This is a genomic window from Paenibacillus sp. PSB04, assembly GCF_025809195.1.
GTDB classification, from domain to species: Bacteria; Bacillota; Bacilli; order Paenibacillales; family Paenibacillaceae; genus Paenibacillus_AQ; species Paenibacillus_AQ favisporus.
In genome coordinates, this window is sequence record NZ_CP081301.1 from 5,304,676 (window position 1) to 5,328,009 (window position 23,334).

The following is a 23,334-nucleotide window of genomic DNA, read 5'->3' on the forward strand; positions in this document are numbered from 1 at the left end:
CTCTCCTTTCCTTCAGGCGTCCCCTACGACTACTTCAAATGATAGAATGAACCGTGAATGTTGACGTACTGCTCTGGTGAGCCCTCCTGACCGCTGTTCAGTCCGACAAGAAACGGACGCTCTCCCCTTGATTGCAAGTACTCCCTTGCGGGTCCCTCTTGATCGGGCTCCAGAAAAACCAGTTGGAACGAACCCAGAGAAATGACTTGTTTCTTGCCCTTCCAATAGTCATCATAGACGGCTTCCCCGGCCTCAAAGTGGAGCCATTTCTCCCAACGGCTGACCGTCTTTCCCAAGTCGCGAACCGTAAACGCCACATAATCCAGAGTTATGGGACCCCGGGCATGATCCGTAATGGTGCCGTTTGCCGTCAGTTCGGCCCTTCTGTCTTCATCGGAATCGTTCCATTGGATGAAGAATGGCAGCGGCAGCCCTTCGTCAGGCAATCCTGCGAACAACAGCTTCCATTCCAGCAGTTTTCCGTCCGGCCTTCTGCGGGAACAATCTACAGGACCGATCACCTGATTACCCTCGGCGGCCAGCTGCTCCGCCAACTCATCAATTTGCTCCGTCCGCAGCGCGATCCGGCTGAGCCCTTCGACATAACCGTCACCTGCCAGCGTATCCACGAGCCCATAACGTTGGGTATCCTGGTGGGGAGGCAGCAGCTTCGGGTCAAAAATGCCGATCCATTCGATATAGCGAAGATCAAAATACGTTAGCGCGTTGTACGTTCCTACCGATTCGTGCCTCCCGCCGTTCACCGTATGAATCCCCAGCCCTGCAAGTTCTTCCGGCGCTTGCTCAGGTTTATTCACAAAATGTACGGCATGATCAAACGTTAATTGGACTCCCATGGTTCGCTCCTCCTTGGCTTGTTTAAGGATGAATGATAATCTTGCCGAAAAATTCCCGTTCTTCGATCAAACGGTGCGCTTCCCTGATCTCTTCCAGCGGCAGTACGCGGTCGATGACCGGCTTCAGTTTTTTACGGCTTACCAAATCCAGCAGCGTATGCAGATCTCCCTCTCCCCAGCCGTTGGAGCCGATGATCGAAATCTCACGGACCCATACGTACCGGAGGTCCGTAACGGCCTCGAATCCCGTCGTCGCTCCGCAGGTCAGAATCCGTCCTCCTTTGCGCGTCGCTTTGATGCTCTGCGGCCAGGTGGCTTTGCCGGTATAGTCCACGACAATATCCGCGCCTTGCTTGTCCGTCAAAGCCCATACTTCCTTGGAAAAATCGGTTTTGCTGTAATTGATCACATGATCCGCTCCAAGCTCCTTCAACTTCTCCGCCTTGCTGTCCGATCCGGCTGCCGCAATAATGCGTGCCCCTGCCAGCTTAGCGATAAGCACCGCGGCATTCCCTACGCCGCCGCTAGCCCCCAAGATGACAATCGTTTCGTTGGCCTGAAGCCTGCCCTGCGTAATCAGCATCCGCCAGGCCGTTCCATAAGCGATCGGAAGTGCAGCCGCCTCGTCAAAGGAGATGTCTTCCGGTAGAGGAATCAAATTGATTGCCGGAACCTTTACGTATTCCGCCAGTCCACCCGTCGTATCCTCACCGAGTGCCCCTTTGCCCGGGATATGCGGATCGATCAGGACCCGGTCACCGGGATTAACGTTCGTGACCCCGGATCCGATCTCTTCGACGACGCCGGCGACATCTCCACCTGAAATATGGGGTAGCTCCAGTTTTCTTCCTGGAATCCCTCTCCTGACGAATATATCCAAATGGTTCAGGGATACCGCCTTAACTCTGACTAGAACTTCTCCATGACCGGCTTCCGGTTTCGGATAATCCCCCACCACCACATTGTTTCGATCTCCATGTTCAAGAATCAGCGCTGCTTTCATATCGATTTGCCCACTCCTTTTTGTAATTGTTCGGCCAACATTTGTTTGAGCCGCGTCCGATCCACTTTCCCCGGACCGGTCAGCGGAAAAGCGTCCAATTCGTAAATCTCGCGAGGATGCGCATAGGCCGGTCCCCGCTCGATGAAGAAGCGCTTGATTTCCTCACGATCGGTGGGATGATTCAATACGACAAATGCTGCGGGCACCTCACCCTTGAGTTCGTGAGGGACCGGAAGAACACAGGCATCCTCGACATGCGGGTGCTGGAGCAGGATGTTTTCGACTTCCTTCGGATAGACGTTCTCGCCGCCTACGTTGATCATGTCGTCCTTGCGTCCAACAATGTAGACATAACCCTCATCGTCCTGCCACGCCATATCTCCTGTTTTGAGCCAGCCGTCTGAGGTAATCCGTTTGCGCGTCACGTCCGGCAGATTCCAATAGCCGTCCGCTACGCCGGGGTTACTCACCCATAATTCGCCTATCGTACCTTCCGGGACATCTGCTTCTGTCGCATTCACGATCCGAATCGAACATCCCGGCAGCGGAAAGCCGGCCGATCCCGGCTTGTGCAGACCTTTACGCGATTCCAGCACAACCGGTCCTCCTTCGGTAAGGCCGTAACCTTCATACACCTCGATGCCCATCCACTGCTTGATGTCCTCCAGGAGTTCAACCGGCGTATCGGACGACCCGCATATCGCATACTTCAGTGAGCTGAGATCATAAGAAGCGGATGACTCTTTCAAGTGAGTCACAAGCATGCGGTACAGGGCTGGAACGCCGGAAATATAAGTGGCCCGATGCGTCCCGATCGCATGAAAAATAGCCGCTGGCTCAGGCGCCGGTAGGATAACGGCAGATGACCCGGAATAAAACACCGCCTTCATGGACAGCATGGCATTCTTATGATAAAGAGGCAGGGATATCACGATCCGGTCTTCCTGCTGCAAGTCGCGGATTTCGGCAATCGACGTTACGTTCCACAGCTGACCGCTGTGAGTGAGGCGGCACCCTTTGGGATTTCCCGTAGATCCGGAAGTGTACGGAAGCAGGCATAAATCGCCTCCGCGGGTCGGATACAGGTCCAACTGGGTATCCTGTGACGATAGTATTTCATCATACACCAATGAATTCAGCCCGAGATTGTCCAGATGTGATTCCGTCGTGCAGATGACGCTTGCCGCGACATCAGCCTCCTGATGAATGATCTTTGCCTTGTCCCCTATTGATGAGTGGTAGACCAGCAAGCGGCTGCCGCTATCCCTGTAAATATAAGCAAGCGTATCTGCGCCCAGCTTCGAATTCATCGGCACCGGAACCGCTCCTATGGTCATCAGTCCGAAGCAGATTTCCAAAAACCTGAAGTCATTGATGAATAGCACGGCCACCCGGTCTCCGGGCTCAACACCAAGTCCGGTAAACAAATTGCCCGCCTGGTTTGTACGGCTTTGAAGCTCACCGTAGTTTATCGTTCTCCCTTGGGCAATGATCGCAGGACTTAAAGGAGCACGGGCTGCCGAGGAACGAATGATTTCTGCAAAATTGTAAGAGTTCATCGCTGCTCCACCTTTGTATTCTGAATATTGTTGGCTTCTTACTCTTGTTTTGAGCTAAACAATCCTCTTCCGATAGCTATCGCTTTACCGGTTGTATCGGCAGCCACGATGTCGGCGATGCTGACGGTCCTCCCCAGCTTGACTACGGAAGCGGTAAACAGCAGATCCCCCGCCCTCCCGGGACGCAAGTAGTCAATTTTGAGATCGACCGTCGGTACCGGCTGATTCAGCTGGCTGAACACGGCAAAATATCCGGCGATGTCGATGACAGTGGCAAGAATCCCCCCGTGGATATATCCGTCGGCGGAGGTATAAAAAAGCTCGTTATAGGGCAGCCGGATCGTAACGGACTGCTCGTTCACTTCTTCGAGCCGGATGCCCAGAAATTGATGAAACTTCGTACCGGTCAGAACCGGCTCAATTGCTTCTCGAGTTAAAACGGCGGCCATTTGAGGTTCACCTCCTTTTTGTTTGCCTGTGAAACATTTTTATTCATACTAAACCGGTAGGAATTAAAAGTCTAATTGAACTTTTCTATAAAAAATCAAATAAAATCTATATGTCATTGACGCAGGGCTCGACATTGATCTATAGTTCTCACTAAACTTCGACAAAGAGGAGATCAATTCATGGAGACGCCGCTGAAGCAAATCTATCAGATTCGCATCCCGCTTCCCTTTCGACTCAATCACGTGAACAGCTATCTCGTTCAGGACGGGTCTTTTTGGAGCGTCATCGATCCCGGGCTGGACACCTTAGTTACCGAGAAATCATGGGTGCAGACGCTGCATCAACTCAATGTAAAGCCCTCTGATATCCGCAATATTTACATCACGCATTTCCATCCTGACCATTATGGGTTTGCCGGTAAGATGCAGCGCTGGACGGAAGCCGACGTTATCGCAAGTCCCGAAACGTTTACCTTGGCCGAGCGTTATTTCAGCAAAGAGCAGGGGGTGCGAAATCTCCATTTTTATTTAAAAAGCGGCATGCCGGAGACGCTAGCTCAGGATGTAGCTGAGCTGGACTCGCGGCTGCTCCATCAAATTTCCCCAATTACGGGTACAAGGGTAAACCTGCTCGAAGGTGACTCGCTCGTGCTCGCCGGGGAGCTGTATGAAATCGTACTTGGCGGCGGTCATGCCGAGGGCAGCGTGGGGTTTTGGAATGCGGAGAGGCAGGCGCTGATTGGCGGGGATCTGCTGCTGCAGAAAATCACGCCCAACATCACCTATCAGTTCGAAGAGGATGAGGGGAATCCGCTTGAGTCATATTTCGAGACATTGAACGCGCTGCAAAGACGGATGGTTCGCACCGTTCTGCCCGGACACGGACCGGTGTTTCAGCCGCAAACGGACTATTTTGAATCGGTGATCGCCCACCATAAGGAGCGGCTCGATCATGTCCTGGGCATTGTACATGAGGCTGGAAGCGCTGGTACTACGATATATGACATTAGCATGAGGCTGTTCTCCAAAGTTTTTGACAACGACAGCGCACGGTTTGCGCTTGGGGAAACCGCAGCACACGTACGTTACCTGGAACGACAAAAACTCTTGCGGGTGCAAGAGTCCGGGGGAAAGTATTCCGTTTTTGAAAATGTACAATATTAGCTTCACATAGCCGTTATTCCACACATCCAGCAAAAGTAGTACGATTCTCAAACCATCTCGATCTAAAAAAAAGAAAGGTCCGGTAAATCCGGACCTTTCGTCTCTTTCATGAAAAAAATCAATACAAACTTTCAAGCTCATCGATCAGGGAACCGACATAAGCGGCCGCACTCCGGATCGGATCGGGCTGAGACATATCCACCCCGGCCAGTTTCATCAGTTCCAGTGGGCTCATAGAGCCACCGGCTTTTAACACTTCGAGCCAGCGGTCCACTGCAGGTTGTCCTTCCTCCCGGATCAGCTTGGCAACAGCAGTAGATGCAGAGAGGCCGGCTGCATAGGTGTAAGGATACAAGCTCATATAATAATGCGGCTGGCGCATCCAAGTTAACTTGGCTTCTTCGTCGATGACCACGTCCGCTCCCCAGAACGATGACAGGATATCGCCTTTCAGCTCGCACAAGGTTACCGCAGTGATTGGCACATTCTTCATGGCCAGATCGTAAACTCTACGCTGAAGCTCGCCTTCCAGTAAATGCGTCACAAAGTTATGGAAGTACGTACCGAGCAGCTGCGAAATCACCCAGCGGCGCATTCTAGGTTCATTGGACCGCGTAAGCAAATGATCCGCCAGCAAGAGCTCGTTCATCGTCGATGGTGCCTCGATAAAATACAGGGACGGACGGGCATTCGTCAGCCGCTGGTATTTCCCTGCGAGCATCAAATGGCCGGCATGCCCTACTTCGTGAGCGAGCGTAAACGCCCCGCGCATGCTGTCGGACCAGCTGATCAGAATGTACGAGTGAACGCCCGGAATCGACGAGCAGAAAGCCCCCGTGCGTTTGCCGGCGTTGTCCGCGTAATCCACCCAGCGGTTGCGGAAAGCATCCGATACGATTTCCCCGTACTCCGGTCCGAGGATAGCCAGAGCTTCCTTGATCAGTTCACCGGCTTCCTGAAAGGATATTTCCGGGTTGTAATCGGGATCGAGCGGCGCTTTCAGGTCGGCAAACGTCATCTCATCCAACTGGAGCACCTTTTTCTTCAGAGCAGCATATCTGCGCATATGCGGCGCCAGCTCCTCCTGCAAAATATCCAGGACGTTATTGTACATCTCCTTGGTGACCTGCTGTGGCTGCAAAAGCATATCAGTCACGGACTCGTAACCGCGCAGACGGGATTCAATGACCTGTCGCTTGACTTCGGTGCCGTATGCCTCGGCAAACGTATTCCGGTATTTGTGCAGCGTGTCGCTGAACGCTTTAAACGAGTTGCGGCGCAGTTTCGTATCAGGCGATTCGCAGTACTTATTCTCGTACAGGGCAAACGAGACCGGTACTTCTTCCCCTTGGCCGTTCACCGCCTGCTTGAAGGTCATATCGGCCAGCTTGCTCCGTTCATAAATCCGGTAAGGGGCATCCAATACCTCGCCCAGCGAGGCCAGCACCTTCTCCGTTTCCGCCGTCAAGCGGTGGGGTTTCGTTTGTAGGAGCAGGCGAAGGCTGCGCTCGAATTCCTTCAGTTCGGGCTGGTCTGCTATGTACTGGTCAATCGTACCGTCCGGAAGCACAATGATTTCGGATTTGATAAAAGACAACGCCGAGCTGACCTGCGACGCAAGATCGCGAGCTTTCGAAGCGTTCGTCTGATTCTCCGGATTGATGCTGTCGCCGGACTGATGCAGGTAGGCGTACGCTCCTGCCCGGCTCATTCTGCCGGAAAGCTCTTCTTGGGCCTGCAGGCAGGCCAGCAAAGTGTCAGCGCCTTGACTTAGTTCGCCTTCATATTTCGTCACCGTGCCGATATCCCGCTGAATATCAGTTAATTCTTGTTCCCATGCTTCTTTGGAAGCAAAGATATCATCCAGGTTCCAGGTGGTTTCCACCGGCACTTCAGCCCGTGTTAAAATTTTCGACATATGCAAAGCCCCTCTCCCAAGTGCTTGAATTGACCATTGTATAAATACCAATATGCTTCATTGTAACATAGATGGATACTGTAACGGTAAGCGTTTTATTGATACAACGAATTGTTCTTCCGGTAGTATGAAGGGGACATGCCGACGATTTTGCGGAAGGTGGCCAAGAAGTGGCTGTACTCCTCGAACCCGACTTCAGCGGCGATATCCGCAAGCGGCCTGTTTGTGGCAAGCAGCAGTTCCTGCGCTTTCCCGATTCTTACCTGCAGCAAGTATTGGTAAGGAGACACCATTAAATGTGTGCGGAACAGAAGACGCAGATGGCCCTCGCTCGTATTGGCTACCTTGGCCAAATCTCCAAGTCTAATGGGAGCTGCATACGATCTTTGAATAAAAGCGCAAACTTCGCGCACCCTCTCGTCGATGACCGGTTCCGGGGTCATCAGATGCGGCTCCAGAACGCGGAACATTTCGGCATACCAGTTCAGGCAGACTGCCTGTGTCTGCAGTTGCCTTGCGGCCTGGGAGATGGATAGCATACCGTCTCCTCTGCTGGAAGCCTTCTCCAAATCACGCGGCTGCCAGGCACGAACAAGATTATACCAGCTGTCCTTAAGCCTTTGCCCATCCTCAATGTTTTGAATCCGGAAGCGGGGAGGCAGCCCGTACAATTCGGACCACTCGACCCCATGCATGTAGGCTGACACACTGGCTGACAAATAATGGATCGCTCCTCCTTCCCCCTCCCCTCCTTCCGTCATAAAAGTGGTGTTTGGCGGAATCAGGACTACTTCTCCCGGCTGCAGGTCAAAGGCTTGTGCTCCAGCGAGCAGCCTGCGGCGGCCGGCCAGAATATACCACAGTGTAACGCCGGGGTTGCGGTACCCCGGAGCGTTCCATTCCGGGCTGCGGATCCATTCAAACGCAAACTGCAGAACCACTTTGTAGGGTTCATGAACGATTCCAATCGGATCAGGGAACATTTTTCAACAGCCACCTCGGGTTCGGTATGACAATGCCATGTTGTTCGTTTTTTATGAGAAAATCATCGTTCTTTTCTACTGGATCATCTTTCGTTTATTTTAACATAGATCTATGAAAGAGGACCTGGTCCAAGAAAGGGATGATGGAATGAAGGCCATTATGGTCATGTTTGATACGTTAAACCGGCGCATGCTTCCTTCCTATGGCTGCGATTGGACGCATCTTCCCAACTTTCGCCGATTGGAAGAGCGGACGGCGGTTTTTGACCGCAGCTTTGTCGGCAGCATGCCATGCGTGCCTGCACGCCGGGAGCTGCATACCGGGCGCTACAATTTCCTGCATCGGAGCTGGGGGCCGCTTGAGCCATACGACGATTCCATGCCGGAAATTTTGAAAAACGAAGGTGTACATACGCATCTGGTCACGGATCATCAGCATTATTGGGAGGATGGCGGGGCGACGTACCACAGCCGCTATACGACCTACGAGTTCATCCGCGGTCAGGAAGGCGACGCCTGGAAAGGCCGGCTGAAGGACCCGGTCATTCCGCCGCAAGCCGTCGACCGTCCGCTGACGGGCATGTTCCGCCAGGACTGGATTAACCGCGAGTTTGCCAAGGAAGAAGAACGTTATCCGCAAGCGTTAACCTTTGAGGCGGGTTTGGAATTTATCCGGGCGAATGCGGATCAGGACCGCTGGTTTCTGCAGCTCGAGACCTTTGACCCCCATGAGCCGTTTCGGGCTCCGGAACGGTTTCGAAAGCTGTACCCTCATGCATATGAAGGCAAGCATTTCGACTGGCCGCCGTATGAAGAGGTCCGGCAGTCCCAGGAAGAAGTGGAGCATTTGCGGTATGAATATGCCGCCCTGCTCTCGATGTGCGATCACTACCTCGGTCAGGTGCTCGACTTAATGGATCAGAACGCCATGTGGCAGGATACGATGCTGATCGTGAACACGGACCACGGATTTCTGCTGGGCGAGCATGATTGGTGGGCCAAATGCATCCAGCCTTTTTACAACGAGGTGGCCCATACACCGCTCTATATTTGGGATCCGCGTTCGGGCGTTCATGGGGAGCGCAGACAAAGCCTGGTGCAGACGATCGATTTAGCGCCAACCCTGCTGGAGTTCTTTGATGTTGAAATCCCTGGGGATATGACCGGGCGCCCCCTCCGAGACACCATTGCGCTGGATACGCCGGTGCGCCAGGCCGCGTTATTCGGCTTGCACGGTGGCCATGTGAACTGTACGGACGGACGGTACGTATACATGCGTGCCCCAGCAGGCCCAGAGAATGGTCCGCTCTACAACTACACGCTCATGCCAACGCATATGCGCACACGCTTTTCGGTCGAGGAGCTGCAAAACATCGAGCTGGCACCTCCGTTTGCATTTACCAAAGGTGTGTCCCAGATGAAAATCCCCTCGGAATCGTTGGAACGTTACCATGGATTCGGCACGATGCTGTTCGATATGGAGAAGGATCCCGGGCAGAAGCATCCGTTCCGGGATGAGGACATCGAGCAGAAATTAATCGGTTACATGCTGGAACTGATGACTGCCCACGATGCGCCGGAAGAGCAATACGTTCGGCTCGGCTTGGAGGGATACAGACGTAAGGCGCAGTGATATTTTACAAAAACTTTATAAAACAAAAAACGGCAATCTCCTCATAAACTGAGTTGGGGATTGCCGTTTGTTCCATTTAGACCTTCGCCGCTGTTCGGGTAGATCCCAGGCTTATATCGTATATTTTACCTTATTTATCGAATGTCACACCGAATGCTCCGTCAGCTTTCCTTTTTCCAGATAAAATACCCGGTCGCAATATGGGAGCACCCTGTCGTCATGCGTAACCATCACCGCGCTTTTCCGCTGCTCCTTGACCTGCTTCGCAATCATGGCGACAACTTCCAACCCGCGCGAAGCATCCAGGCTTGCTGTCGGCTCATCGGCGAACAATACGGCGGGGTCATTCATCAGCGCCCTGGCGATCGCCACCCGCTGCCGTTCACCCCCGGAAAGCTTATGCGGATAAGCATTTTTCCGATGCGTCAGCCCCATCTTCTGAAGCAGTTCGTCAGCTCTCGCCGCGCAAGCCTCCTTGCTGCTTCCCGCCAGCTTAGCCACGAGCATCAGCTGCTCCTCCACCTTGAGATACGGTATCAGATTGGCATTCTGAAAAATAAAACCCATCTTCCGCAGGCGCAGCTCTGAAAGGGCTTGTTTGTTCTGGCCAATGATGGACTTGCCGTCTATCAAAACGTCTCCTCCGGTTGGCTCCAGCAGCGCCCCAGCGATCGATAAAAATGTGCTCTTACCGGAGCCCGACGGTCCCATGACGGCGACCAGCTCCCCCTCCGCCACCTTCAGGTTGAGACGGTCCAGGATCGTCCTCTGAAATCCACCGTCTGCAAAAGTGCGTGTGATGTCGTGCAGTTCCAAGCGATTGTTCATGCTGCTGCCCTCCCTATTGCGTCCAATGCTTCGATGCGGGCTACCTTCCACACCGAAAACAGCGAGCCGGCCAAGGACATCGCGATAAACGCAGCGCAGGTAAGCGCCAGCATGTCTGCCCCTAACTGAAACGGCATCGTCCCGGGAAGCGCCATTTCTAACACTTTCACCAAAAAAATGCTGACCGCTAAGCTGAAAACGGATAAGAGCAGTACTTGAAGCGTCACGCTTCCGGCCAGATACGAAGTGCGCGTGCCTATCGCTTTGAGGATACCGAATTGGCTCGTTTTTTGAATCGTGATGACGTAAAAGAAGACAGCCAGCACGAACGCCGAGATAACAAACAGGAACGCGATCATCATCAGAAGCGAACCCTGTTCCTCTTTGTATCCGGGAATCGCCGACACAGCATCCGCCTTCTTAATGATCTCTGTGTTCGGAACCGCACTTTGAAGCTTAGAGACCTGAACCTCCGTTGCTTTAACCGCAACCGCGTTATATGAGGCCTGCCCTTCGGCACTGCCGGAACCTGATTGCGCAGACGATGGCGAATGAAGCCCCATCCACTCCTCCTTGCTCAAGAACACGGCCGGGGCGTGGCTGAACGACTCATTTTTGACAAAACCGGTTACGGTCCACCGGGTTCCCGAAGCTTGATCGACCAGGATGGATCCTAATCTGACGCCGTGCTCCGCCAGCTTCTCATCCACGACGACACCGCCTGTTTCCTGTTTCTCCGCAGCCCCCATAGTTAGATCCGGTGCCAGCCATCCTTTGGGATTTACGGCTAACAGCGCAACGTCGATTTTTTGAATGTCACCGGAAAGAACGACGCTCGTCATTTGCACCCCCAGCGGCTCCGCATTCGTTTCGCCCACGACGGACCGGGTCTGTTCGAGCTTCTCTCCACTGATCTGTGATCGGGTAAAGCGATGATCGGATCCTTGCTCCAGCACGAAATGGGTGGCGGGCATATTTTGGATCGATGCTGCATTATCATAGGCCAAGCCCTGGGCCAGACCCGTGACGAACAGCACGAGAAACGAAATCAGCAGCATGATGGCTGCAATCAACGTATACCGGGCCTTGGCGAATCTGATTTCCCGTAATGCTAAGTACATCCTGCTTCCCTCCTTTGGAATGAGTCCAGTATAGGAAGCGAATGTGAACGGCGCATGAATGGCAAATTACAACACAGGCAGCGTAACGGTAAAGCTGGTTCCTTCGGGTGAACTGGTTACCTCGATGTGGCCTTCGTGAAGCTGCACGATCCTTTTGACAATGGCCAGTCCAAGGCCTGTGCTTCCGGAACCCCGTTCATGCGCCCGGTCTGCGCGATAGAAACGGTCGAACAAGAAGGACAAATGCTCTGCGGCAATGCCGTCGCCCGTATCCCGGATTACCACCTTGATGTCGGCCTGCGTTTGTTCGGCATGAACGGTGATGGTCCTCCCCGCAGGAATGTGTTGGGCAGCGTTTCCGATCAGGTTCATCCACACCTGAATAAGGAGCACGTCGTCCCCGGTTAACGTTATGGATTCGGGTATAGATATTTTCAGCAGAAGCTCTTTCTCCTCGATACGCCACTGGAGCATCTGAACCGCCTGACGAACCTGATCCCGCAGGGAAAATGTTTTCCGGTTAACTGCAACCTGTCCCTGTTCCAGGGATGACAGCAAGAGCAGCTGCTTGCTGAGCATCGAAAGATGGCGGCTTTCCTGTTCGATGATAGATGCATAGTGCGCAGATTCCTCAGAAGATAGACGGGACCCGCCAAGCAGTTTGGCAAACCCCTGAATCGACGTCAGCGGCGACTGGATTTCGTGCGAGACGTTGGACACAAACTGCTGTCTGGCCGCGTCCGTACGTTCCAGCTCCCGGCTCATGACCATAAAATGCTCGGCGAGCCTGCCGATTTCGTCCCTCCGTTTGGTCGGCAGCACGATATTGTAATTCCCCTGCGCGATACGCTTCGTTGCCTCCGACAATCGGGTCACCGGCTTAACGAGATAGCGTGTGCTGATCAAAAACAAGACGACGCTGATGGCTACCGTCAAGATCCCGACCAAAGCGAAAAAAATCCGCAGCTCCCCAAATTGCAAAATGACGTCAGGATGCATAAACAAAGCGAATTGACGGCCGCCTGCCGCGACGGGTACCCCGACCGTATTGCTTAACCGGTTATCGAAGAACCCGGAGATAAAAGGCTTGTTCGGGAATTGGGCTACCCCGTGATAGATGTCTCCCTGCAGAACCCCCGATATGGTACTTTCACTCAAGTCCATTTTGCGAAAACTGCGGCCGTAATAGCGGTCATCCTTGTCCCCGTCCGTCAAATAAATCTGATATCCAAGCGCTGCCGCATTCTGCAGGTAGGCATCGACGTCCGCAGGCTCATTCTCCAAGAACTGCTTCATTTGGCTGGCGATTCCGACGAGCTTCTCGTCGTTGAACGGTTTGAGTTTGACATGGTAATACATATTGGAAGCCAAAAAGCCGAGCGTGCTGCTGACAACAATCACAATGAGGGTGATAAGAAACACACGCGAGTACAGCGATTTCATCGTTTGGGCACCTCTAATTTGTACCCGATGCCCCTTACTGTTTGAATGGAGAAATCGTCTGTATAGTCCGCAAACCGCTGACGAAGCCGCTTGATATGGACATCTACCGTTCGGTCATCCCCCTCGTAATCGGCTCCCCATACCAGCCGGATCAGCTCGTCCCGCGAAAACAGCCTTCCCGGATACTGGGCAAGCTGCGAGAGCAGCTCAAATTCCTTCATCGGCAGCAAAAAGACGCTCTGACCATCGGTGACCTCCACGTTGTTCCGGTCGATCACAATTCGGTTCAAATAAAGCGTATCGCTTGAGGTGCGCTGATAGCGGCGGAACAGCGCCTTGACGCGAAATACGAGTTCCTCCGGTTCAAACGGCTTGGTCAGGTAATCATCTGTTCCCCGGGAGTAAGCCTCTTCCTTGTCGGTTAGCTGATCCTTTGCCGTCAGCATAACGATGGGAATATCGTAATTTTCCCGAATATATTCGCACAGCTCGTACCCGTCCATATATGGCATCATGATATCCACGACGGCGAGGTCAATGTCATGCCTATCCATCATTTTGGCTGCTTCCATACCGTTCTCGGCTTCATAGACTTGATAGCCCTCTCTCGTCATGACGAACCTCAGCAATTCACGGATATGGCTGTCATCGTCCACAATCAGCAGTTGTCTCATCAAAACTCCCCCACTTTATACAACATTCATAACGATCAATATATCAAAAGGAGATGAACGGCATATGAACAAAACAATACAAAACTTTTCTCTCCGATTAGTTCCCATTGTTCCCCGCTCTGTCTGCATCTAAAAAACAGGCTTAAACAACAAAAAGAGAAGCCCCATTGGGCTTCCGGCTTCCGCTCACAGCTTACACTTTGGAAAAGATCCGCTCACCCTGCAGGAACGGCTTGCAATATTCTGCGCACAAGCGCGGCATCCTCTCCCGCATCCACCCATGAACCGCTTCATTCGGCATTTGAAATGCATAATATCCGATGATTGCCACGAGCGCAAAGCCATCCAGCAAGACCCTATCGTCTGGGCTAATGCTGCGTCCTATCGCTTCATAATACCCATCCAACAGCACGTCCCTGTGTTCGGGCGGCACCATCATGGCCCCCATCGCCACGTCAAGCAGCTCGTAGCCTTGTCCGAAAAAACCAAAATCGATAAAGCTCATGATCCCTTCGGGTGAAATAATTACGTTCCCTAATCCCAGATCTCCATGAACGAGATTTAGCCTGCCGGAAGGAGTCTCAGCTGACGCAGCTAAAAGCTTGTTGATTTCCCGCAAGGTTTCATCAATGATGTCGACATCGGATCCTGTAAACAGGCCTAGGTTGAGTCCTTTCCGGACCGTTTCCGCCAACCAACGATTGTAATCCATCCCCTGGCTGGGCCGGTTCTCCAACGTTTCGTGACGGTAACAGCGAAAAAAAGTGTGCAGCTCGCCGATTTGGCTGCCGAGCCTGCGTACCAATCCGGGTTGGCTGACATCCGTTTTATTGAGGTCCCTCCCCTCTAACCATGAGAGCATGGAGCAATTCAGCTGACGCCCATTATGCTCCATCACGGTGATCAAGCTCCCTTCCGTATTACGGATCGGGGTCTGGACTTTAAAGCCGCTGTTATGGGATAGCTCCTCCAGCATATGCAGTTCACCCAGCAGTCCTTCATAGGTGTGCTGCTTACCGGTCATCCCTTCTTGGAAAGGCTGATGGATTCGCAGAACATATTTGCGGCCGTCGCCCGCATTTACCTTGTATGTTTCGTTTTCGTTATGCCGGAGAAAATCGAATGATGCTCCCTTAATGCCAAACCTTTGTGCCAGCCGCTCCAGTTCTTCGTTTGTCATGGATTATACCTCTTTGAATTGGGATGAATGCCTTCTAACCAAAAGATTATCATACGTCCAGCTGAATTTATAGATTGTTACTCGTAGTCCCTGCGAGTGTGTGGGCCCTATTTTTTTTCGAACTATACTCTCCGGCTTCGCGAAATCCGATATATTCTATAGCTAAATAGAATGAACTATCGAAAATGAAGTTTACAGGCGGCTAACAGAAGGCACGATGCTCAGCTTTAGTTCAATCTATATAGAAACAGCACGATTTATTTCATGACGCAAATAGGAGGAATTTTATGAACAACCGCTCGAAGTACGCGGCAATCATTACCCTGATCTGGGCATTTCAAATGGTAACCTCTTCGGTTCTTCCCGAATCCGCATCCGCTGCGGACGACCCTCAACCTGCTGCCATCGTTAGCGAAGGAGGTGCGGCAGATGATTCATCCCCAAATACCAACCAAATGACGAATGCCAGCACACAGCCGCAAATTGCCACCAGTGACGGAACAACCAGCTTTAGAGCAGGGAATAATACAATAGCCACTCCCGTCACCGTGGATTCGAATATTTCCATCATGAAGTCTGATACCCCCACTTTGTCCTCGGCTCAGGTTCGAATTACATCCGGGCTGCAATCCGGCGAGGACCTGCTTATGTTTGTGAATAACAGTGCGACCCAATATGGAAATATCTTCGGAAGCTACGATTCATTTAACGGAACGTTGACTCTGACCTCTTCCGGAGCATCAGCTACGATTACCCAGTGGCAGCAAGCCCTGCGAGCAGTGACATACTCGAATACGGCCATCACCCCCGATACGGCGAATCGCATCATCACATTTACGGTGAATGACGGTACCGTTTCAAGCAATCCCGCAGACAAAACGGTGACGGTGACAGCGGTCAACCAGGCGCCGATTTTGACAACAACGGGTGGCACCTCTACCTTCAAAGGGATCCCCGTTGCCATCGATTCCGGCCTTACCCTTTCAGACTTGGATAACAAGACGATGTCAACGGCCACGGTCACGATTTCGGGAAACTTTTTTTCAAAAGAAGATACACTTGCCTTTATAAACGACGGCTCGACAATGGGTAACATTACAGGGAGCTATAATGCAGCGACAGGGACATTGACTCTGACTTCATCCGGAGCAACGGCCACGATTGCCCAGTGGCAGCAAGCGCTGCGAGCGGTGACTTACTCCAATACATCCACAGGTCCGTATACAAGCTCGATAAGAACCATTTCGTTCACGGTGAGCGACGGAATCGCAAACAGCAATTCCGCCACCAAGACGGTAAAGGTGTCCAAACAGCCGCCCGTTGTGACAACAAGCGCCGGTTTAACCTCCTATACAGCCGGGACCGTCCCTGTCGATCCAGCACTGTCCATCTCGGATCCCGATAATCAGACTTTGGCTTCCGGCCGCGTGTCTATCGTCAGCCCGTATCATGCCGGTAAGGAAGAGCTCCAGTTCACCAACGATGGAGCGACGATGGGCAACATCATCGGCCGCTTCGATCCCGTTTCTGGTATGTTGACTCTGACCTCAGAAAATGGAACAGCCACTGTTTCTGAGTGGGAGTCAGCTTTTAGAAGCGTAACTTACATCAGCTCTGAAAATGCATCGGAGCCATCAAATCGAACCATCCGCTTTGTGGTAAGCGACGGCAACGACGAAAGCAATCAAGCCGATAAAGGCTTAACAGTTCAGGGCTTGACACGCTTGAGCGTCAGCGCAAGCAGCTTACATATGGAGGTTGGCCATAGTTCATCGGTCTTGTTGAAAGCTCTGTATTCGAATCAGTCTGAAACTGACGTTACAAAGTCAGCAGTATGGACTACTGCCGATCCAGCGGTTGCCGAGGTTACCAACGGCGAGATAACCGGTAAGAGTGCGGGCACGACTGTGATCACAGCCGTCTACGGGGGCAAGAGTGAATCACTGAACCTAACGGTTACAGCCAAGCCGGTCGTTTCTATCCCTTCCCAACCGGCAGATACACCATCTGCACCAAGTCCGGCCCCTGTACCGACGCCTACACCGACTTCAACTCCTACGCCAATACCGGAAATGCCGGAATCTTCATTCCGGAAGTTTATCCGGGCAGAGGATATTGCTGCCTCGTTCCGCCACGCCCTGACGATGAACCATCCGGAGAGATTTGCCGATACATACACGCATTGGGCGGCAAAAGACATCGCGGTGGCTTCCCGGCTTGGATTGGTCAACGGATACGATGACGGAAGCTTCAAGCCGGACCTTCCGATTAGTCGGGCGGAAATCAGTGAACTGCTTGTTAGAGCTTTCGCGCTTCGGCAAGGGAATGAGGTCGTTACCTTCAGGGATATGCATGATCATTGGGCGGCAGAGTCCATAGGCATTCTGGCTTCCAATGGAATTGTCAAGGGCAATGCAGGCGGGCTTTTCCAAGCCGGGCGCAGCCTGACCCGGGCCGAAATGGCTCAAATGATGGCCAATCTGGCGGATTTATCTGAACTGGCCACCGGTGAAGCACGCCATTTTACGGATATTGCCGATTCATATTGGGCTAAGGATATCATCGGACAAGCCGCAGCAGCCGGACTTCTCGAAGGCAGAGACGAGACCCGTTTTGCCCCTAATGAACCCGTTACCCGGGCCGAAGCCGTCACGATGATTCTTCGGCTGTTAGGAACCAATGCAGACCTCCGTTCGCTGCTGGAGCAAAGCTCCAAGTAACGGATACACGCTGCTTTGAACTTGATGGCCAGCTAACCGGAAATCGCCTTGAGAGTATAAGAGCGTGTTTGGAACAAGTCCAAACACGCTCTCTTCAGTTCATCGATCTTCTTGAATTCCACAATCGTGTCCGCGAAACAACTAACGCCCTGATCACGTTTATTAATAAATCGAAAAATTCACGCCATAGAAAGAAAGTCCCATTTTCCCCGCGACGCGCTGAGAAGATAGATTATCGTATGAGGTGCTGTATAGCGGAATACAGTCGAGCTCCCGGACGGCTTCAGACCATCCCGCCGTCGCTGCAGCAGCGTATCCCCTGCCACGGAATTGTTCTAACGTTTCCAGCCCGGCTTCATGTGCCTTCGTGCCGATGCGGACGCTGCGGCACACGGAGACGGCTCGGCCCTCCTGTACCACCGCAACGCAGGGCTGCGCATAGCTGATCTCGTCAGCGAGCCATTCGAATCCTTCCCGCGCAAGCTGCCTTACATTTTCCGGCGTGATTCGCTGCACATCCACGGATGGCTCTCTCGTTTCATTTTCAATAGAAAAGCAAGGCCCCATCGTCATCTTTTTACCTTGCAGCAGGTTCCAATAATCCTTCTCATGTTTCGGCCTGTCTTGAAAGTCAACGACCCCAGCCTCTTCGGCACACCATCTCTCCAGCTGTTTCACCAGTTGGTCAGGAACGTCGTGACGGAAACGCCAAACGCTCCCTCCCTCCGTGGTTCTTCCCAGAAACAATCGTGGAGCCGGGTCTGAACCAGGCCAAGGTTCATTGACCAGATGCAGGCGTCCGCTGCGGTCATGGGTAAACATAGCCTCCGCATGATATTCCATTAGATCACGGGCGGAGGGTTTGTTACTAAGGCCATCATTCAAAATTTCATGCCCCCTTTGAGCGTTCTTAGAATCTCACTGATCGAAAGGTTTAAGGGAATGCGCGAGTTCCGTAAAAATCACGCCTAATGCGTAGGCTCCCGCATCCGGGTAACCGATACTCCGGTCGCCAACCGTTCCGGCTCTCCCCATCCGGGCCGCAATGTTCTCGGTTTGCTTGGCCCCCTCAACGGCTGCCTCTGCTGCGGACAGGCCTGCGCCGATCAGATCAGTGCCCTGCTCAGCCGCCTTCGCCCAGGCTTCAGCATAGGGGACAAGCGCATCGATCAGCGTTTTGTCACCCACAACGGCACCCCGTCCAAAGGAACGCTCACCCGTATCCTGGATTCCCTTCACGGCAGCATTCATCATACCGGCGATGTCCGTAACGGACAGCTCGCTCCGGTTCCCCGCAAATTTACCTGCCGCCCGGAAGGCCGAACCCCAGATCGGACCGGAGGCACCGCCGCAATGCTCCATAATGATTAGAGAGCAGGCATCAAGAAATCCTCCGATATCTTGCGCCTGGGAGGTGAGTTCCTCCCACTCGGATTTGAGCTGCTTAAACCCTTTGGCCACGCTCATCCCAAAGTCACCGTCACCGGCATGAGCATCCAAATCGCAGAACGGAATTTCGTTTTCGATAATGACGCCGCTCATGCGATCAACCAGATAAACCAGGTTTTCCAGTGTAAGCTTATTGTTGTGTATGACTCCATGCGCTTCATCGGTAGTGGCGCCGATGGATGCCGGGTGTCGGACGGCCCCTTCATCTGGTACGTACTGTACCGGCTCGAATGGTCCGCGGACGGTCAGCGCCGGCGTCTCGCAATCCTCGCTGAGCAGCTGCTTCAGCTGGGGATTCAGCTTCATGATCGACAACGACGCGCCGGCCATATCAATACTTGTCATATAGTTGCCCACGAATACTTTATACACAGTGACGTTCCGTGCGGCAAGCTCACGTATGACCGCATGGTTCAGCAGGTACAGCTCCTGCAGCGGCGTGCCGCCGAATCCGTTTACCAGGACAGCCACCTCCGCGGGTGCACTGTCGGTGATACGCAAGCTTTCCAGCAGCTCGGCAACCATTCGGGAAGCCAGTTCGTCAGCCGTGATCAGCTTCTCCCGCCGGATGCCGGGCTCGCCATGGATGCCGACGCCGTATTCCATTTCCTGATCACCGATCTCAAACGTCGGACTGCCTTTGGCCGGCACTGTACAGGACGTGAGCGCAAACCCGATGCTTTTCACGTTATCGACTGCATTCTGGGCGGCCTGCTTGACTTCTTCCAGCGGTAAGCCCGCTTCCGCTGCGGCTCCTGCGATTTTATGTACGAGCACCGTTCCGGCAACGCCTCTTTTGCCGACGGTATACAAGCTGTCTTCAACGGCGATATCGTCATCCACCTTCACGTAGTCGACTTGAATGCCGTCTTCGGCAGCGAGATGGGCCGCATTTTTAAAGTTCATGATGTCACCGCTATAGTTTTTAATAATCAGCAGCGTCCCCTTCTTGCTCGCAGAAGAGCGGATCGCCTGGTACACCTGAATCTGGGACGGGGAAGCAAACACGTCGCCGCAGACGGCCACATCCAGCATTCCTTTGCCGACGAAACCCGCATGTGCCGGTTCGTGGCCGCTGCCGCCGCCGCTGATCAGCGTCACCTTATCCTGCTGGATCACTTTTTTCTTGATGATGTTGTATTTCCGGATAAACTCAAGCTCAGGGTGGGCCAATACGAGACCGCTGCACATTTCCGATACGAGCGTCTCGGGTCTGTTCATGATTTTCTTCATGAGATCTCATCCTTTCTTAAAACACTCCAACACGCTATAACCATTATACCGTTGCTGACACCGATTTTAATGGATACGTCGTACGATTTCATCGGCCACCCCCGAATATCCTGCTTCTTCAAACATGAATTGCCGCAACCGAACATCTGTAATAATGCAAAAAAACCCGGCGCATGCCGGACTTTTCAAAACATATTAAAGCTTATTCGTTACACGCCTTCAGACACTATCCGGATCGCCCGGTTCATCAAGACCGGCATGGCCGATCTATGATTCTCGCCACGGATTTCCTCGTAACGGGTCTTGAGGCCCTGCGAGGCTTACTGCGACAAACGCCGGCCATTCCGATCAGGGATTCAGCTCTCAGTAGTTTTTCAGCGGCATCCCGACAAATTCATGGAAGGACCTAATCCGTTCGTCTTCAAATTCAAACACGACGGTAAGTACGTTGTGATAAGGTTGGTTACTGAGCAGGCCTTCTGCTCGAAAAACGACCACTCCGTACTGAGAATCAAAGAGCTGAAACTGCGGGGTTAACGTTACTTGCAGCACTTCCCTTTCAAATTGGACCAACTCAATGAACCGCTGCCTTCCGAACTGCGGCTCTTTCCAATCGTCATACGGCAAGGGTACGGAAAAACGGAAATCGTCAGTCACAAGCGCGAGAAAATCCGACGTTTCACCGTATTCAAATGCGGTACGAAACGCTTCAAATGCCCTTCCGCAGATCGTGTTGGCATCCCAAGCAGCTGTATGGGGCTTCCCGAAATCAATATCTACTCTCATCATTATTTCTCCTTATTGGCAGTATTATCGTCTCGTCGAATCAAATGAGAAGACACGCTCAGGATACGAAATAAACAAGACAGATGATGGCTTATTTACCCGAAAAAGATGGGGCAGGTGTAAAATATTTTGCAAATGCAGCTCTGCCAATTTTACATGAACATGTGGAGGTTACGTAATATTTGTTATGTTAACTATAACGAGTTCTCTCCCTAAATCTCCGCCACATCGGTTACAATATGAGAAAGGAGCTGTGGATATGAACATCGAAACGAAGGAAATCACGGCCAAAACCATCCTCACCGAAGTAAAAGGATACTTGGATGTGGGGTTCACCCACTCGTTAAATTCATACAGCGGCTGTGCCTTTGCCTGCAAATACTGTTATGTAAGGGAAATGCCCATCCAGAAATTTAAAGACATGCCCTGGGGAACCTGGCTGGAGGTCAAAACGAACGCGGCGGAAAATTACCGAAAGGAGATATTAAAGCTGCGGAAGAAAAACAAACCCGTTCATATCTTTATGTCATCCGCCACCGATCCTTATCAGCCTATTGAACGCAAAGCGGGCATAACCCGGGGAATTCTCGAGGAAATGATCAGCTATCCACCGGATTCGCTGCAAATTCAAACGCGCGGACCGCTCATCACACGGGACATTGACTTGTTGACTCAGCTTAAGGACAAATGTGAACTGCTGGTATCCATGACCGTGGAGACCGACCGGGAGGATATGAAGCGGATTTTTGCCCCTCAGGCACCTGGTATTCGCCTCCGTCTTAGTGCTTTGCAGGAAATTCGTGAAGCAGGAATCCGAACGCAGGCCTCCATCTCGCCGGTACTGCCGTTCACACCTGATTTCCCCAAGACTTTAAGCGGAATTGCAGATTACGTATGGATCGATACATTACTGATAGGAGACGGTATGCTTGGTAAGCGTTCAGCCAGACTCGGTATGCCAGCTCTTTTCGAGGAGCACGGAATAACGCCTTGGTACGACAAAGATATCCATTATCGGGTATTGAAATACTTCAAAAAACACTTTCCGCCGGACCAGATTCGCGTTTCCAAAGAAGAAGCTTTCCCGATGAAACAGACGAAAACTAAGAGAGATAAACACGAGTGAGGCCACTAGATTTCACACCAGTAAAAAAGCTGCAGACCGGGTCATAAAAGACCTGTTGGTTCTGCAGCTTTCTTCATGCCATATCAAGATCTAGGCCAACGATCAAAGCTCACTTATTTAAGCCCGCTTACGATCTGATCCAGTGCTTTTGTTATAGGCGTTAAAGGACGGCCAAGCAGCTTCTCAAAATCCTGGCTTTCGATCTCAAGCTGCCCCTCACGAATCCCCTGCTGAATGCCTACAACGATCGGGAGGGCAAACTCCGGAACCCCTGCTTGTTTCATGATGTCAGCATATTGTTCGTCGTCGACCTGCTGGAGCGGTACCTCTTTACCCAGCACATCGCCCAGCGCAGTCACCAGTTCCGCTTGTGTCAGCAGTTTGCCTGACAGCTCGTACACGGTGTTCTCATGACCTTCCCCCGCTAAAACAGCTGCAGCTGCTTCGGCATACTCCTGCTGCAGCGCCCAGCCTACCTTGCCGGATTCTGCGGACGTCACCCATGGTGCTCCGGCTAGAACCCCCTGAACGCTCGGAATCTCATTCTCCAGGTACCAGTTGTTCCGCAGGAACGAATACGGAATGCCCGTCTTCAAAATCGCTTGCTCTGCTGCTTGATGAGGTGGCGCAAGAAACAGCTTGCTCTCAGCTGCATTTCCCAAGCTCGTGTAGGCGATGAAACCAACTTTGGCTCGTGCGGCAGCTTCCACCGCATTCGTGTGCTGCCGAATCCGGGTTTCGTTGTCTCCATCCGCGGAAATGATCAGCAGCCGGTCAATCCCGGCAAAGGCCTTATCCAACGTTTCCGGCACGTCAAAATCACCATGGCGGACGTCAATACCCCGGGCCCGAAGATCTTCAGCCTTGTCCGGGTTGCGCACGCTGACCGCCAATTGACTGGCAGGGACAGTCTGCAAAAGGGTCTCCACTACTTTTCTGCCCAGCTTCCCTGTGGCACCGGTAACTAATAATTTCATCCTGATTCCTCCATTGTAACGTTATGATCTTATTGTCCCATTATGATCTTAATTGTAACCATATTAGTAACAAATCAGTTATGTAACTATTATAGTTACAGGATTATCATGTGTCAACTGACTAACCCTTTGCTCGTTATCTGTGTTCATAACTAGCAGTGATCCTATTAAACTTAAGCGTTAAAGAAAAGTAAAAAGCTGCCGGACATCCGGCAGCCGAAACGAGCAAAA

The 23,334-nt window shown here is 52.4% G+C and carries 19 protein-coding genes; 4 read left to right on the forward strand and 15 right to left on the reverse strand.

Features of this window, described 5'->3' with window-relative positions; genetic code table 11:
- Nucleotides 1-29: 29 nt before the first annotated feature.
- Genes K2F33_RS24515 through K2F33_RS24530 form a run of 4 tightly spaced genes read right to left on the reverse strand, consistent with a single transcriptional unit; the run spans nucleotide 30 to nucleotide 3,868 of the window.
- A complete protein-coding gene (locus K2F33_RS24515; RefSeq protein WP_263879150.1) occupies nucleotides 30-857 on the reverse strand; it encodes a VOC family protein in 828 nt (275 codons plus the stop codon).
- A gap of 22 nt (nucleotides 858-879) precedes the next feature.
- The gene (locus K2F33_RS24520) at nucleotides 880-1,860 is read right to left on the reverse strand and encodes a zinc-binding dehydrogenase (RefSeq protein ID WP_076165914.1); all 981 of its coding nucleotides are present in this window, start codon (nucleotides 1,858-1,860) and stop codon (nucleotides 880-882) included.
- Entirely contained in the window at nucleotides 1,857-3,419 is a 1,563-nt protein-coding gene (locus K2F33_RS24525; protein WP_263879153.1) for a class I adenylate-forming enzyme family protein, read from the reverse strand. The genes K2F33_RS24520 and K2F33_RS24525 overlap by 4 nt, the downstream gene beginning before the upstream one ends.
- 38 nt (nucleotides 3,420-3,457) lie before the next feature.
- Nucleotides 3,458-3,868 (reverse strand): PaaI family thioesterase, encoded by a 411-nt coding sequence (locus tag K2F33_RS24530; protein ID WP_076165921.1) that lies wholly within the window; start codon nucleotides 3,866-3,868, stop codon nucleotides 3,458-3,460.
- Nucleotides 3,869-4,048: 180 nt separating this feature from the next.
- Here K2F33_RS24530 and K2F33_RS24535 point away from each other — a divergent pair, with 180 nt between their 5' ends.
- Nucleotides 4,049-5,032 carry an MBL fold metallo-hydrolase gene (locus K2F33_RS24535; protein ID WP_263879156.1) on the forward strand — a complete coding sequence of 328 codons (984 nt, stop codon included), beginning with the start codon at nucleotides 4,049-4,051 and terminating at the stop codon, nucleotides 5,030-5,032.
- Nucleotides 5,033-5,150: 118 nt separating this feature from the next.
- Here the strand turns inward: K2F33_RS24535 and pepF are convergent, their stop codons facing one another.
- Nucleotides 5,151-6,950 (reverse strand): oligoendopeptidase F, encoded by a 1,800-nt coding sequence (gene pepF / locus K2F33_RS24540; RefSeq protein WP_263879158.1) that lies wholly within the window; start codon nucleotides 6,948-6,950, stop codon nucleotides 5,151-5,153.
- A gap of 95 nt (nucleotides 6,951-7,045) precedes the next feature.
- Nucleotides 7,046-7,933, reverse strand: a complete 888-nt coding sequence (locus K2F33_RS24545) for an AraC family transcriptional regulator (protein ID WP_263879159.1) — start codon at nucleotides 7,931-7,933, stop codon at nucleotides 7,046-7,048.
- Nucleotides 7,934-8,081: 148 nt separating this feature from the next.
- Between K2F33_RS24545 and K2F33_RS24550 the strand changes: the two genes are divergently transcribed.
- On the forward strand, nucleotides 8,082-9,566 hold the full coding sequence (locus tag K2F33_RS24550) for a sulfatase (RefSeq protein WP_263879161.1): 1,485 nt from the start codon (nucleotides 8,082-8,084) through the stop codon (nucleotides 9,564-9,566).
- 144 nt (nucleotides 9,567-9,710) lie between these two features.
- Here K2F33_RS24550 and K2F33_RS24555 read toward each other — a convergent pair whose 3' ends face one another.
- From K2F33_RS24555 to K2F33_RS24575, 5 genes are all read right to left on the reverse strand, one after another.
- Nucleotides 9,711-10,394: an ABC transporter ATP-binding protein gene (locus K2F33_RS24555; RefSeq protein WP_263879163.1), complete on the reverse strand. Its 684-nt coding sequence runs from the start codon at nucleotides 10,392-10,394 to the stop codon at nucleotides 9,711-9,713.
- Nucleotides 10,391-11,515, reverse strand: coding sequence for an ABC transporter permease (locus K2F33_RS24560; protein ID WP_263879166.1), 1,125 nt, complete (start codon nucleotides 11,513-11,515; stop codon nucleotides 10,391-10,393). Before K2F33_RS24560 ends, K2F33_RS24555 begins: the two co-directional genes overlap by 4 nt.
- A gap of 66 nt (nucleotides 11,516-11,581) precedes the next feature.
- Entirely contained in the window at nucleotides 11,582-12,958 is a 1,377-nt protein-coding gene (locus tag K2F33_RS24565) for a sensor histidine kinase (protein ID WP_263879168.1), read from the reverse strand.
- Complete coding sequence (locus tag K2F33_RS24570; protein WP_076165949.1) at nucleotides 12,955-13,632, reverse strand: response regulator transcription factor; 678 nt, start codon at nucleotides 13,630-13,632, stop codon at nucleotides 12,955-12,957. Before K2F33_RS24570 ends, K2F33_RS24565 begins: the two co-directional genes overlap by 4 nt.
- A 193-nt stretch (nucleotides 13,633-13,825) precedes the next feature.
- Nucleotides 13,826-14,812, reverse strand: a complete 987-nt coding sequence (locus K2F33_RS24575; protein WP_263879171.1) for a phosphotransferase enzyme family protein — start codon at nucleotides 14,810-14,812, stop codon at nucleotides 13,826-13,828.
- Nucleotides 14,813-15,099: 287 nt separating this feature from the next.
- Between K2F33_RS24575 and K2F33_RS24580 the strand changes: the two genes are divergently transcribed.
- Complete coding sequence (locus K2F33_RS24580; protein WP_263879173.1) at nucleotides 15,100-17,532, forward strand: S-layer homology domain-containing protein; 2,433 nt, start codon at nucleotides 15,100-15,102, stop codon at nucleotides 17,530-17,532.
- A 162-nt stretch (nucleotides 17,533-17,694) separates the two neighbouring features.
- Here K2F33_RS24580 and K2F33_RS24585 read toward each other — a convergent pair whose 3' ends face one another.
- The 3 genes from K2F33_RS24585 to K2F33_RS24595 all read right to left on the reverse strand — a co-directional run bounded on the left by K2F33_RS24585 (nucleotide 17,695) and on the right by K2F33_RS24595 (nucleotide 21,003).
- Nucleotides 17,695-18,354 (reverse strand): GNAT family N-acetyltransferase, encoded by a 660-nt coding sequence (locus K2F33_RS24585; protein WP_263879175.1) that lies wholly within the window; start codon nucleotides 18,352-18,354, stop codon nucleotides 17,695-17,697.
- A gap of 96 nt (nucleotides 18,355-18,450) precedes the next feature.
- Complete coding sequence (dhaK, locus tag K2F33_RS24590) at nucleotides 18,451-20,214, reverse strand: dihydroxyacetone kinase subunit DhaK (RefSeq protein WP_263879178.1); 1,764 nt, start codon at nucleotides 20,212-20,214, stop codon at nucleotides 18,451-18,453.
- Nucleotides 20,215-20,577: 363 nt separating this feature from the next.
- On the reverse strand, nucleotides 20,578-21,003 hold the full coding sequence (locus K2F33_RS24595) for a nuclear transport factor 2 family protein (protein WP_263879181.1): 426 nt from the start codon (nucleotides 21,001-21,003) through the stop codon (nucleotides 20,578-20,580).
- A gap of 256 nt (nucleotides 21,004-21,259) precedes the next feature.
- Between K2F33_RS24595 and K2F33_RS24600 the strand changes: the two genes are divergently transcribed.
- Nucleotides 21,260-22,126, forward strand: a complete 867-nt coding sequence (locus K2F33_RS24600; protein ID WP_263879184.1) for an SPL family radical SAM protein — start codon at nucleotides 21,260-21,262, stop codon at nucleotides 22,124-22,126.
- Nucleotides 22,127-22,239: 113 nt separating this feature from the next.
- Here the strand turns inward: K2F33_RS24600 and K2F33_RS24605 are convergent, their stop codons facing one another.
- Nucleotides 22,240-23,103 carry an SDR family oxidoreductase gene (locus K2F33_RS24605; RefSeq protein WP_263879187.1) on the reverse strand — a complete coding sequence of 288 codons (864 nt, stop codon included), beginning with the start codon at nucleotides 23,101-23,103 and terminating at the stop codon, nucleotides 22,240-22,242.
- Nucleotides 23,104-23,334: the final 231 nt, after the last annotated feature.